This window comes from Streptomyces sp. NPDC001985, from assembly GCF_040296845.1.
GTDB lineage: Bacteria > Actinomycetota > Actinomycetes > Streptomycetales > Streptomycetaceae > Streptomyces.
The window spans coordinates 1-12,622 of sequence record NZ_JBEOYB010000120.1 but is presented as its reverse complement, the minus strand read 5'-3'; the positions used below and the strand labels follow the sequence as shown (position 1 = coordinate 12,622).

Annotated in this window: 14 protein-coding genes; 2 read left to right on the top strand and 12 right to left on the bottom strand. The window is 72.1% G+C overall.

The features are described from left to right. Positions 1-140 precede the first annotated feature (140 nt). From ABT122_RS31750 to afsQ1, 5 genes are all read right to left on the bottom strand, one after another. On the bottom strand, positions 141-353 hold the full coding sequence (locus tag ABT122_RS31750; protein WP_351559319.1) for a PspC domain-containing protein: 213 nt from the start codon (positions 351-353) through the stop codon (positions 141-143). Between the two features lie 91 nt (positions 354-444). Then, positions 445-1,020 (bottom strand): VanZ family protein, encoded by a 576-nt coding sequence (locus ABT122_RS31745; RefSeq protein WP_351559317.1) that lies wholly within the window; start codon positions 1,018-1,020, stop codon positions 445-447. 95 nt (positions 1,021-1,115) lie between these two features. Next, complete coding sequence (locus tag ABT122_RS31740) at positions 1,116-1,751, bottom strand: hypothetical protein (RefSeq protein ID WP_351559315.1); 636 nt, start codon at positions 1,749-1,751, stop codon at positions 1,116-1,118. Next, the gene (locus tag ABT122_RS31735; RefSeq protein ID WP_351559313.1) at positions 1,748-3,292 is read right to left on the bottom strand and encodes an ATP-binding protein; all 1,545 of its coding nucleotides are present in this window, start codon (positions 3,290-3,292) and stop codon (positions 1,748-1,750) included. Before ABT122_RS31735 ends, ABT122_RS31740 begins: the two co-directional genes overlap by 4 nt. A gap of 49 nt (positions 3,293-3,341) precedes the next feature. Then, a complete protein-coding gene (gene afsQ1 / locus ABT122_RS31730) occupies positions 3,342-4,019 on the bottom strand; it encodes a two-component system response regulator AfsQ1 (protein WP_323371832.1) in 678 nt (225 codons plus the stop codon). A gap of 302 nt (positions 4,020-4,321) precedes the next feature. Between afsQ1 and ABT122_RS31725 the strand changes: the two genes are divergently transcribed. Then, positions 4,322-5,059, top strand: a complete 738-nt coding sequence (locus tag ABT122_RS31725; protein WP_351559311.1) for a SigE family RNA polymerase sigma factor — start codon at positions 4,322-4,324, stop codon at positions 5,057-5,059. Positions 5,060-5,272: 213 nt separating this feature from the next. On the opposite strand, the gene ABT122_RS31720 is transcribed toward ABT122_RS31725, so the two are convergent. Continuing rightward, entirely contained in the window at positions 5,273-5,938 is a 666-nt protein-coding gene (locus ABT122_RS31720) for an ATP-binding protein (protein ID WP_351559309.1), read from the bottom strand. A gap of 134 nt (positions 5,939-6,072) precedes the next feature. Between ABT122_RS31720 and ABT122_RS31715 the strand changes: the two genes are divergently transcribed. Then, entirely contained in the window at positions 6,073-6,483 is a 411-nt protein-coding gene (locus tag ABT122_RS31715) for a hypothetical protein (RefSeq protein ID WP_351559307.1), read from the top strand. 127 nt (positions 6,484-6,610) lie between these two features. Here the strand turns inward: ABT122_RS31715 and ABT122_RS31710 are convergent, their stop codons facing one another. The 6 genes from ABT122_RS31710 to ABT122_RS31685 form a co-directional block, all read right to left on the bottom strand. Next, positions 6,611-7,510 carry an aldehyde dehydrogenase family protein gene (locus tag ABT122_RS31710; protein WP_351559306.1) on the bottom strand — a complete coding sequence of 300 codons (900 nt, stop codon included), beginning with the start codon at positions 7,508-7,510 and terminating at the stop codon, positions 6,611-6,613. 2 nt (positions 7,511-7,512) lie between these two features. Beyond that, the gene (locus ABT122_RS31705) at positions 7,513-9,012 is read right to left on the bottom strand and encodes an aldehyde dehydrogenase family protein (protein WP_351559304.1); all 1,500 of its coding nucleotides are present in this window, start codon (positions 9,010-9,012) and stop codon (positions 7,513-7,515) included. Positions 9,013-9,018: 6 nt separating this feature from the next. Beyond that, positions 9,019-9,969: a deoxyribose-phosphate aldolase gene (gene deoC / locus ABT122_RS31700; protein WP_351559321.1), complete on the bottom strand. Its 951-nt coding sequence runs from the start codon at positions 9,967-9,969 to the stop codon at positions 9,019-9,021. Between the two features lie 579 nt (positions 9,970-10,548). Further along, positions 10,549-11,232 (bottom strand): phosphotransferase, encoded by a 684-nt coding sequence (locus ABT122_RS31695; RefSeq protein ID WP_351559302.1) that lies wholly within the window; start codon positions 11,230-11,232, stop codon positions 10,549-10,551. A gap of 481 nt (positions 11,233-11,713) precedes the next feature. Then, the gene (locus ABT122_RS31690) at positions 11,714-11,974 is read right to left on the bottom strand and encodes a hypothetical protein (RefSeq protein WP_351559300.1); all 261 of its coding nucleotides are present in this window, start codon (positions 11,972-11,974) and stop codon (positions 11,714-11,716) included. Positions 11,975-12,202: 228 nt separating this feature from the next. Further along, positions 12,203-12,622 (bottom strand): hypothetical protein (locus ABT122_RS31685; protein ID WP_351559298.1); only part of this gene is annotated, 420 nt, incomplete at its 5' end.

Genomic DNA, 12,622 nt, shown 5'->3' with positions numbered 1-12,622 from the left:
TTTTTTTAAAATTTTTACATTAACCTACTAATTACTTATCTACCTCTCTCCCCGTCACCGCCCCCCCCCCCCCCCCCCGGGCCCCCCCCCCCCCCCGGCGGCCCCCGCCCCGTCTCCCCGTGTGCGCGGACCGTGAGCCGCTACCAGGCGGTCTTCGCCGATGCGGCGGACGACCGCTCGCCCGGCAGCAGCGCCCACAGCGCCGCGTACAGCAGGAACTGCGGACCCGGCAGCAGACACGAGGCCACGAAGATCACTCGCATGGTGGTCGCCGATGTGCCGAAGCGCCGGGCCAGGCCCGCGCACACTCCACCGATCATGCGTCCATCGCGGGGGCGGACAAGTGCGGCCATGGCGGGCTCCTTCGCTGGGCGGTGGGAGCCGCTCCGTGTGCGGCCTCCCGATATCTCCATACTGCTCCGCCAAGCCGGACGAAACCTCGCTCTACGGGGCGATACCGACCCTGGAAATCGTCGGGGTCGGGCCCTGAGGGGCGTCCTCCCTCAGCAGGGCCCCGGGGCCGGGGCCGGTCCCCGCGGCCCGCGCGCCCCCGGCCGCCCGGCTCGGCTGCTCGCCCACCCCGGGCAGCACCGGCGCGACCGCGCGGCGCCGCCGCAGCCGGGCCCGCGCCGCGGGCACCACCAGCAGATGGGTGACCGCGACCCCGGCCGTGTTCAGCATCAGCGAGTCCACATTCAGCACCCGCCCCGGCACACCCGTCTGGAACAGTTCGATCCCGAGCGAGAGGAGCGCCCCGGCCGCCACCGTCCGGGCCAGCGACGCCAGCGGCGAGACCGCCAGCCGCCCGCCCGCCAGCGGCAGCAGCACCCCCAGGGGCGCCAGCAGCAGCAGCCCGCCGCCTATCCCGCGCACCGCCTCCGCCGGACCGAGCGACAGATGCGCCTTCACGCTGGCGAGCGGCTCCAGATTCGCCGCCGTCACCCAGGGCACATCCAGCGGGCGCAGGGTCAGCCACCCGACGAGCACCAGGTGCGCGAGGAGGAGGAGAGCCCCCGCCACGCGCAAGCGGATGGCGGCACTGCGGCCCGTACCTTGACGCTGCACGCCACAGAAGACGCACACCACGCGGGAATCGGTTCCGTCTCTTCGCACGCTCAGGAAGCCGAAGGGGAAGGCGCGGCGGAGGCGGGCGCCGAGAGGGCGGGCAGCGGCTCCGACGGCCGCTCCCTGGCCTGCGCCGAGCAGGCGTACGCCCGTGCCGGATACCCTCCGGGCCCGCCGAGCACCACCGTGCCGCCCGCGGTCGCCGCCCGGCTCTCCGCGAAGGTGCAGACGATCTGCGCCAGCGCCGCCTCCGGCAGATCCTCCGGCTGCCGGCTCAGCCGCAGCGTCCCCGCCGGATCGCCCGGCCGGGGCCCGCTGACCGCGATCGGCCCCGGCACATCCGTACCGAAGCCCACCTCGCGCTCCCCGGCCGACGGCTCCCGCTCCAGCTCCGCCAGGAGCGCCTGCGCGACCCGCACCCGGCCGGCGGGCGAGGACGCCTCCGGCGCGGGGCCGGCCGTGCGGTCCACGGACTTCAGCTGGGACGCGCAGATCAGATAGATCTGCACGGGAAGACCGGGCGACGGCGAAGCGGTGTCCGCGCGGCTCCCCCCGCTCACCTCGCACGCCGGCCGCGACGGCGCGGGCCCGTAGTAGACCGGCACCTGGGTGGTCCTGATCCCGCATCCGGCGAGCACCAGCGCGCCGCCCGCCAGCGCTATGAATCCCAGCGCCCTCCGCCTCACTGCCCGTTCCCCTCTCCCCGCCCGCCACTCGAAGGGCTCTCTCCGGCGCCGTCCGCGGGCGCCGACGCGTCCAGCGGCAGCCGCAGCACGAACACCGCGCCGTCGCCGTCCGGCGAGTTCGCGGCGGTGATGGTGCCGCCGTGGGCGATGGCGTTCTCCACCGCGATCGACAGCCCGAGACCGCTGCCGTCGGACTTCGGCCGGGACGCGCTGGCCTTGTAGAACCGGTCGAAGACATGCGGCAGCACATCGGCGGGGATGCCGGGGCCGTGGTCGCGCACCTCGATCACCAGGGTGGCGCCGTCGTCGACCAGCCGCACCGCCACCCGCACCGGCGAACCGCCGTGCTTGAGGGCGTTGCCGATCAGATTCGCCAGGATCACATCGAGCCGCCGGGGGTCGAGGCGCGCCATGATCCCGCGCTCGGCGTCCAGCTCCACCGCGTCCAGCCAGGCGCGGGCGTCGATACAGGCGGTGACCTGGTCGGCCACGTCGACCGTGTCCAGGACGACCTTGGCGGTCCCCGCGTCGAAGCGGGTGACCTCCATCAGGTTCTCCACCAGATCGCCCAGCCGACGGGTCTCGCTGACCACCAGATTCACCGCGGGCGCGATCATCGGATCGAGGTTGTCCACCTCGTCCTCCAGCACCTCGGCGACGGCGGTGAGCGCGGTCAGCGGCGTCCGCAGCTCATGCGACATATCGGCGACGAAACGGCGGCTGGACTCCTCCCGGGCGCTCATGTCGGCGACCTTCTTCTCCAGCGACTCCGCCGTCCTGTTGAAGGTCCTCGCCAGCTCCGCCAGCTCGTCGGTGCCCGAGATCCGCAGCCGGGTGTCGAGCTTCCCCTCGCCGAGCCTGCGCGCAGCGTCCCCGAGCCGGCGCACCGGCTTGAGCACCGTGGTCGCCGCCGCCTGGGCGAGCAGCGCCGAGCCGACGAGCGCCAGCGCGGTCGCTATCCCCAGCGACCAGGCGAGCGTGTTGAGGTCCTCGCGCTCGTTCTCCAGCGACTTGAGCACATATCCCGTCGGCCCGCCGTTCATGATCCGCGAGCCGCCGACCAGATACGGGGTGCCGCCGCGCTCGATGCGCTGCCAGTACAGATGGTACGGAGCGGGATCGGCGGCGCTGATCTCCTGACGGTCGTTCACCGCGTCCTGGAGCGCCGGCGGCACGTCGTCGAGGGTGAAGCCGTCCGCGTCGGAGGTGGCCGCCACCGGCTTGCGCTCGGCGCGCTCGGCCAGCAGCAGCACGCTGTACCCCGACTTGCCGTCGGCCATCAGATCGGCCGTGTCCTGGAGTTCGCCCTGGGTGGGGTGGAGCGGCAGCGACGCGGCGTGGCTCTGCATCTCCTTGTGGAAGTTCTCCAGCGCGGAGTCCTGGGTCCGGGAGAGCACCGCCTCGCGGTTGAGCCAGTACGCGATGCCCGAAGCGGAGACGGCGGCGGTCAGCGCGACCGCCGCGAAGACGACGACGAGCCGCAGCCGCAGACTCGTCCAGCGCAGCCCGCTGAGCACCGCGCGCCGGCCGGCACCGCTCACCGCGCGCCACCCCTCGTGAGCCCCGGGGCGACGGGGGCGGGGCCGGCTGTCACTGGGGAGCGTCCAGCCGGTAGCCCACACCGCGCACGGTACGGATCAGGGTCGGCGACGACGGTACGTCCTCCACCTTCGCCCGCAGCCGCTGGACACAGGCGTCCACCAGCCGGGAGTCCCCGAGATAGTCGTGCTCCCACACCAGCCGCAGCAGCTGCTGCCGGGAGAGCGCCTGCCCCGGGCGCCGGCTCAGCTCCAGCAGGAGACGCAGCTCGGTCGGCGTGAGCTGCAGATCCTCGCCGTTCTTGGTGACGGTCATCGCGGAGCGGTCGATCATCAGCGAACCGAAGGTGGCGGAGTCGGTGGACTCCCGCTCGCCGCGCCGCAGCACGGCCCGGATACGGGCGTCGAGCACCCGCCCCTGGACGGGTTTGACCACATAGTCGTCGGCCCCCGACTCCAGCCCCACGACCACGTCGATGTCGTCGCTGCGGGCGGTCAGCAGAATGATCGGCAGCTGGTCGGTGCGCCGGATGCGGCGGCACACCTCGAAACCGTCGATCCCGGGCAGCATCACATCCAGCACGATCAGGTCCGGCCGCTGCTCGCGCAGCAGTTTGAGGCCGTCCTCTCCCGTCGCCGCGGTGGCCACACGGTGGCCCTGGCGGGACAGGGAGAGTTCGAGGGCCGTGCGGATGGCGTCGTCGTCCTCGATCAGCAACAGGAAAGGCACGAGCGTCATTCTGGCCCATGGGTGTACCGGAGTTCGACCGCCCCGACCTGTGCGGAGCCGCCCGGCCGCCCCGTACCGCCCCCCGGCGCCCCTTCCCGCGCCCTCCCGCCCCCTCGCCCGCCCGCTCCCGGGTCCCCGGCCCCGCCGGGGCCGTCGCGGCTCCCGGACCCCCCGGGTCGCGCCGCGCGGTGTCCCCTCCCCTGTGACAGGCCTGTGACAGTCGGCGGACACCGCCATGAAACTGCCTCGGCAAGCTTCATCACACCAAGACCGAACAGACACCACTCGACGGGGGGCGTGGGATGAACGCACTGCACAGCACCACCTCAAACGCAGTTGTCACGCGTCTCCACGACGTCGGGCGGACGGTGGAGAAGTCCGGCGCCGTGAACGGGCGGGGGTGCGTTCGCGGCGCCGGGCGTCAGCACAAGCCGTCGTACATGACGGTGGTTGACGCGACGGCGGGGGCGGCCGGTACGGCGGCTCCGTACAGGGGGAGCGGGGGACGGCAGAGCCTGTCGGAGGCGGAGTTCACCGCCTACGTCCAGGAGCGCCGTTCCTCCCTGTACGCGACCGCCTACCACCTCACCGGCGACCGCTTCGAGGCCGAGGACCTGCTCCAGAGCGCGCTGTTCTCGACCTACCGGGCGTGGGACCGGATCAGCGACAAGGCGGCGGTCGGGGGATACCTCCGCCGCACCATGACCAATCTGCACATCAGCGCCTGGCGCCGGCGCAAGCTCAGCGAGTACCCCACGGAGGAGCTGCCGGAGACGGCGGGCGACACCGACGCGATGCGGGGCACCGAGCTGCGCGCCGTGCTCTGGCAGGCGCTGGCCAGGCTGCCGGAACTCCAGCGGACGATGCTGGTCCTCCGTTACTACGAGGGCCGCACCGACCCGGAGATCGCGGAGATCCTGGACATCAGTGTCGGCACGGTGAAGTCGAGCATCTGGCGGTCGCTCCGCCGGCTGCGCGAGGACCAGGTCCTCAGCTTCGGCCGTGACGAGGAGGAGTCCTTCGGCGAGCTGGTGGCCTGAAGGCGACGGGGGAACACGGGGGCGACGGGGGGAGATCACGGGGGAAACGAGTGGGGGGCCGCCGTCTCGGGGGAGACAGCGGGAACGTGGTCGGGCCGGGAGGGTCGGGGGACCCGAGCGGCCACGGGGGCCACGGAGTAGGGGGGAGTACGGGGGAGTACGGGGCCGGACAGGCCGGGGGGTCTTGTCCGGCCCCGTTTCCGTGCGCGCCCACTACAGCGGCGACAGGTCCTGGGCGCCCGGGGGAGTGGCCGCCGCGTGCGGGGCCGGCTGAGCGGCGGTACGGTGCCGGCCTGCCGCGGCCGCCGCGACCCGGCCCAGCGCCTCGTCCCGGGCACACGGATGGGCACCCAGACCGGTCTGGCGCGCCACGATCCCGCGCTCGGCCCGCATCAGCCGCCAGCCGCGCCGCAGCAGGAACGGCACCGACTTCCGTCCCTCCCGCAGATCCCGGGCGAGCCGCCGGCGGAAGGTCGTCGACGGGCGGCCCCGCAGACAGAGCGCGTCCGCCAGCACCCCCAGCTCCGCACAGCGCGCCGCGATGTCCGCCGCGAAGATCCCCTCCGCCACGAACAGCGGCGTGCGGCCGATGGCGAAGGCGTCCCGCCCGACCCGCGCGCTCGCCGCGATGTCGTACACCGGGACGGTCGTGCGCCCGGTCCCGCACAGCTCCGCGACCGCCGCGACGGCCGCATCGGCGTCCCAGGAGAGCGGTGAGTCCCAGTCGATGTCCGTGCTTCCCGCGACCAGCGGAAGCGTCGGGTCGCCGGCCTCCTTGTAGAAGTCGTCCAGCCGCAGCACGGGCAGTCCCGTGCGGGCGGCCAGGGAGGACTTGCCGGAGCCCGAGGGGCCCGCGAGCAGCACAACACGCGTCGTCATGGCGGAAGAGGTCACGGGACACCAGTGTGAGGCATTGACCCGTAAGGGGAGCCATCGGGGATGACGGTGGATTGGGAATCACCACTCAACTACGCTGAGTGCTCGTCCGATTACCCACCCAGGCGGGAACCCTCATGGCACGTCACGCAGCCCACCGACCGCACCCACCCCGGCGCACCGCTCTGCGCGCGGGTCTGACCGCCGCGGCCCTCGCGGCGGCCCTCGCCACCGGCGAGACCGCGCACGCGGCCGGGTCACCCGCCGTGGACGGCGGCCTCGACGCCGTCGGGGCCGCCGTCGGCGGCCCCGGAAGCGGCGCGGCCGGTGCGATCGGCAACTCGGTCTCCGGCCTCGGCCACCTCACCAGCCTCCAGCTCAACCCGCTCGCCAACACCGGCGTCGACCCGCTGGCCAACAGCCTCGGCACACAGATCGCCGACTTCAAGCCCATCACCACCGAGGTGCTCACCGGCCCGCTCTCCCAGGGCGGGGCCCTCAAGGACCTGCCGCTGGTGGGGGATGTGGTGAAGATGCTGCCGCTGTAGCGCGGGGGCGCGTACGGGAGAGCCCCTGCCGCCGGACGGGGACGGCAGGGGCTCTCCACACCCGCCCGGGCCGTCTCCTCCGGATCTCGCCGGGCCCGCGAGCCCGGCGAGATCCGGAAGGAACTCCCTAGTAGGCGGAGCCCGACGCGCCGAGCGCGCCGGTGGGGTGCCAGACCGTCTTCGTCTCCAGGAACGCCGTCATCCGGTGCGTACCGGGGTCGGCGGTGAAGTCCTCGGGGCCCGGGCGCAGCACCCGCTTGAGGTTGTCGGCCGCCGCGATCTCCAGCTCCCTCGCCTCGGCGCCGTCCCCGGCCCCGGTGAGATCGATGCCGTTGACGTCCTGGTGCGCGGCGAGCGAGGGCGCGATCTCCGCCGTGCGGCCGGAGAGCACATTGACCACACCGCCCGGCAGGTCGGAGGTGGCCAGCACCTCGCCCAGCGAGAGCGCGGGCAGCGGGGAGCGCTCGCTCGCCACCACCACGGCCGTGTTGCCGGTGGCGATCACCGGGGCGATCACCGAGACCAGCCCCAGGAACGACGCATCGCGCGGCGCCAGCACGGCGACGACACCCATCGGCTCGGGCGTCGACAGATTGAAGAACGGACCCGCGACCGGGTTCGCCCCGCCCATCACCTGGGCGATCTTGTCGGTCCACCCCGCGTACCAGACCCAGCGGTCGATCGCCGCGTCCACCCGCGCCGCGGCCTTCGACTTGGAGAGCCCCTCCGCGTCGGCCACCTCCCGGACGAACTGCTCCCGGCGGCCCTCCAGCATCTCGGCCACGCGGTAGAGGATCTGCCCCCGGTTGTACGCGGTCGCGCCCGACCAGCCGCCGAACGCCTTGCGGGCCGCGACGACCGCGTCACGGGCGTCCTTGCGGGACGAGAGCGGCGCGTTCGCCAGCCATGTGCCCTTGGAGTCGGTCACCTCGTACACCCGGCCGCTCTCGGAACGCGGGAACTTCCCGCCCATGTACAGCTTGTAGGTCTTGAAGACACTCAGTCGGTTCTGTTCCGCGGTGCTCATGGTCAGCGCTCACCCTTCGGGGTCGGGTTCGGGCCCGGGTTCTGGCCGGCGGGGGCGAGGTAGGCCTCCAGGCCGTGCCGGCCGCCCTCACGGCCGAAGCCGGACTCCTTGTAACCGCCGAACGGCGAGGTCGGGTCGAATTTGTTGAAGGTGTTGGCCCAGACGACACCCGCCCGGAGCCGGCTCGCCACGGCGAGCATCCGGGAGCCCTTCTCCGTCCAGATGCCGGCCGAAAGACCGTACTGGCTGTTGTTGGCCTTGGCGACGGCCTCGTCCGGGGTGCGGAACGACAGCACGGACAGCACCGGGCCGAAGATCTCGTCCCGGGCGACGGTGTGCGCCTGGGTGACGTTGGTGAAGAGCGTCGGGGCGAACCAGTAGCCGGCGGACGGCAGCTCGCACGGCGCCGACCAGCGCTCGGCGCCCTCCGCCTCGCCGGTGTCGGCGAGCGCGGTGATCCGGGCGAGCTGCTCGGCGGAGTTGATCGCGCCGATGTCGGTGTTCTTGTCCAGCGGATCGCCCAGGCGCAGGGTGGAGAGCCGGCGCTTGAGGGAGTCCAGCAGCTCCTCCTGGACCGACTCCTGGACCAGCAGCCGCGAGCCCGCGCAGCAGACCTGGCCCTGGTTGAAGAAGATCCCGCTGACGATGCCCTCGACCGCCTGGTCGAGAGGGGCGTCGTCGAAGACGATATTGGCGCCCTTGCCGCCCAGCTCCAGGGTGACCCGCTTGTCCGTGCCCGCGATCTGGCGCGCGATGGCCTTGCCGACGGCGGTCGAGCCGGTGAAGGCGACCTTGTCGACGCCCGGGTGCGTCACCAGCGCCTCGCCGGTGCGGCCGTCGCCGGTGACGATGTTGACGACACCCCGGGGGAGCCCGGCCTGACGGCAGATGTCGGCGAAGAAGAGCGCGGAGAGCGGGGTGGTCTCGGCGGGCTTCAGCACGACCGTGTTGCCGGTCGCCAGCGCCGGGGCGATCTTCCACGCCAGCATCAGCAGCGGGAAGTTCCAGGGGATGACCTGGCCCGCGACACCCAGCGGGCGCGGGTTGGCGCCGAAGCCGGCGTGGTCGAGCTTGTCGGCCCAGCCCGCGTAGTAGAAGAAGTGCGCGGCGACCAGCGGGAGGTCCGCGTCACGGGTCTCCCGGATCGGCTTCCCGTTGTCCAGGGTCTCCAGAACGGCCAGCTCACGGCTGCGCTCCTGGATGATCCGGGCGATCCGGAAGAGGTACTTGGCCCGCTCCCGGCCGGGCAGCGCCGACCACTTCTCGAACGCCTTGCGGGCGGCCTTCACGGCGCGGTCCACGTCCTCGGCGTTCGCCTGGGTGTACTCGGCGAGGACTTCCTCGGTCGCGGGGGAGAGGGTCTTGGCGCGGTCCTGGCCGCTCGACTCGGTGAACTCGCCATCGATGAAGAGTCCGTACGAGGGCGCGATGTCGACGACCGCGCGGGATTCGGGGGCCGGCGCGTACGCGAAGGGGTTGGCCGGGGTGGTCTCTGTAGTCATGTCCGCTCAGTCCACGGTTACGTAGTCGGGGCCGGAGTAGCGGCCGGTGGCCAGCTTCTGGCGCTGCATCAGCAGATCGTTGAGCAGGCTGGAGGCGCCGAAGCGGAACCAGTGGCTGTCCAGCCAGTCCGGGCCTGCGGTCTCATTGACGAGGACGAGGAACTTGATGGCGTCCTTGCTGGTACGGATGCCACCGGCGGGCTTCACCCCGACCTGTACCCCCGTCTGGCGGCGGAAGTCGCGGACGGCCTCCAGCATGAGGAGGGTGTTCGCCGGGGTGGCGTTGACGGCGACCTTGCCGGTGGAGGTCTTGATGAAGTCCGCGCCCGCGAGCATGCCGAGCCAGGAGGCGCGGCGGATGTTGTCGTAGGTGGACAGCTCGCCGGTCTCGAAGATGACCTTCAGGCGCGCGTCGCCCGAGGCCTCCTTGACGGCGAGGATCTCCTCGTACACCTTCAGATACCGTCCCGAGAGGAACGCGCCCCGGTCGATGACCATGTCGATCTCATCGGCACCGGCGGCGACCGCGTCGCGGGTGTCGGCGAGCTTGACGTCGAGGGAGGCGCGGCCCGCCGGGAAGGCGGTGGCGACGGAGGCGACCTTGACGTCCGCGCCGTTCAGCGCGGACTTCGCGGTGGCGACCATGTCCGGATAGACGCAGACGGCGGCGGTGGCCGGGGAGGTCCGGTCGGTCGGGTCGGGGTGCACGGCCTTGGCGGCGAGCGCCCGGACCTTGCCCGGGGTGTCGGCGCCTTCGAGCGTGGTGAGGTCGATCATCGAGATCGCGAGGTCGATGGCGTACGCCTTGGCGGCGGCCTTGATCGACCGGGTCCCGAGCGACGAGGCCCGGGCTTCGAGCCCGACGGGATCGACCCCGGGGAGCCCGTGCAGAAAGCGACGGAGGGCCTGGTCGGAGGAGGTGACCTCCGGGAGGGCGGATGCGGGTGCGATGGGCATGCTCACCACCCGAGCATATCTACGCGCGTAGCGGCCTGTACAGGGGGTGGGGGCGACTGGTGCGGGGGGCGGTGGCCGGGGTGCTGTGTGGTGCGGGGTCCTGTGGTGCGGGGTGCTGTGTGGTGCGGGGTCCTGGGGTGCGGGGCCGGTCCTCAAGCTCCCCCGGAGCTGCCTCTGGGGGGTGCCCCCGGACGGGCTGCCGTAGCCGGCTCGGCCGGGCCGGGTGGGGCACGCCCGGCTTCGCCGGGCGGCTGGGGCGCGAATCCTGGCTCCTTCGGCGAGCTGAGGAACGAAATCCAGCACCTCCGGCGGGCTGGGGGCGATCCCTGCCTCTTCGGTGAGCTGAGCCGTACCACTCCAGCACCTCCGGCGGGCTGGGGGCGAATCCCTGCCTCTTCGGTGAGCTGAGCCGCACCACTCCAGCACCTCCGGCGATTGAGGAGCGGGGGTTCGGGGGCTGGCCCCCGACCCGGGCCCGCAGGGTGCGGGGTCCTGTGGACCAGGGTCCGGCCTCAAGCTCCCAGGGCTGCCGGTCGCACCCGTCGCGCGGGTACGGGCTGGCCGGCGCCACCCCATCCGTCAGTGCGGCGCGTCGAGCAGGTGCCGGAAGCGCGTGTTGTGCGGCTCGGCGTCCTTGTCTCCCACGCTTGCGGTGAACTCCCTGCATGTGACGTTCACGAACGCCTCAACGGCCTTCCGGTCCGCCTGTGGCCAGCTCGGTGTCCCCCGGAGCCACGCGAGGGCGTCCGCCGGCGCATGCCCGTAGGTCATGAGCCATGTGGCCATGGACGCCGGATCGACCCATGCGGGGCCGAGCGCGGGCATCGCCCAGTCCACGACGTACGCGTCACCGCCCGCGTGGCTGATCACGATGTTGTGCGGGTTCAGATCCGTGTGGAGCAGATGTGAGCCCTTGAGCGCTTCTGCTTCCCCGGGGCGCAGATGTCCGGCGAACCGGTCCGAGAGCTGCGGAACGGGGTGCGCCGGGGCCCGCAGGCGGTGCATACGGCGCGTGACGCGCTTGAGCGCCGCCCGGTCACTCGTTCCGGGGCCGTAGTCGACGTGCCGACCGTCGACGTGGACGAATGCCAGCGCGAGCCAGCCGGCCTCCTCGATGCGGTGACGGAGGGTGGGACTGACACCCCCCACCGCGTCGTTCAGCCGCTCTTCACAGAGCAGCCCCGCCGCCCCGGCCGTGTCGGATGTCCGTACTCCTTTGAGGAACAGGCGCCCGCTGCTCCGGGTGTGTACAGCCAGTGCCACAGTGCAGTTGAAGCCGCTCCCGACGCTTTCGGAAGCGATCACCGGCCCGGTGTGCCGTTCCACGGCGTCGCGGAACGCCGCCGGAAGTTTTTCCCACTCGACTCGTTCAGTCATGTGTTCCTCGCTCGGTGACGAGAGGGGCACCAGATGACCGGCACCCCTCCCTCTGTCCGTTGTCAGCGTCGGGTGTGACCGCACTTCACGCAGCGGTCCGCACCGCTCCACTTCTCGTACTTGTGGTCACACTCGCCCAGAATCCACGGCTTCATTGCCTGAACCCTCCTGTTCGTTGTGGTGCTTCCCGGCCCGGTTGGGTCCGACGGTGCACGCGTCCGCTCCCTGGTGTCACGGCGGGGCGTGCGGTCCGTCCTCGGGCGAGCGTTCCGGGAGTCCGGTTCACCGGTTCTCGTTGAGGGCGGAAGCGGGTCCCGTCCGGCTGTGGTGACCCTCAGCACGTACAGCCGGACGGGAGTTGGGGGGGCTAGTCGGCGGGGCGCCGGAAGGTCGAGACCTGTTCGGTCTTCCGGACGTGCCGCCACGCGGCTTTCACCGACTCCGACCGGGTGCGCAGCGGGATGTCCCACTCGGCGAACCGGTCCCGTAGCCACGAGTTGCCGACGTTGTAGACGTGTGCGAGGGACAGAAGGGACTCGCCGTTCGTGTAGCGGCGGGTCACGTCGTCCCGCTGTGCGATGACGCGTTCCCGTGCGGCGTGGCGCTGCGGTGTCAGGGTGTAGGGCACGAGGGGTGTCTCCTGTCTGCGGATCTACTGGGGCCTGATGGCTTGTGTGGTTTTCCATGGCCGGCTGATTACGAGGACGTGGCGCGCCCGGTTGTCCACGGGTATCCCGGAGGCTGGGCAGTGACGGTCTGTTCCGTATTGGGCGCGGGCTCTGATGCGGCCCCGGTGGGCGGCGACGGCGCGGGCGCAGGCAGGGGCGCCCCCTTCGCAGTCCCAGACGCCGCATGGTCAGTTGTTCCTGCCGGTGTGCTCGTTGACGGCTTGGAGGCAGGCCCGCAGCCGGTTCACGGCGATTGGTCCGGGCAGCTCGTCCGGCTCAACCGTGGTCAGTTCGTAGCTGTGCCCGTCCGGGTGGCCCTGGTAGAGGGCGCACTCCTTGTGGGGGCCGTCCGTTTCGGGGCACACGGGCCGCGTGAGAACACGGGCGGGCAGTCCGCCGGTGCTCCAGTGCGCCCAGAGCATGCCCTCGCCCTGGCCGGCGACGGGCCACACCATCGCCCAGTGCGGGCCCACCCGGTGGCGTTCCAGGTGGCAGCGGATGAGGTACGGCCCGTCGGGGTGCCCGGGGAGCAGGTTCGGTGAGATGCGGCTGATGAGCCGTGCGAGGGCAGTGGGGAGGACCGACCAGACGGTGCACGTGAGGCGGGC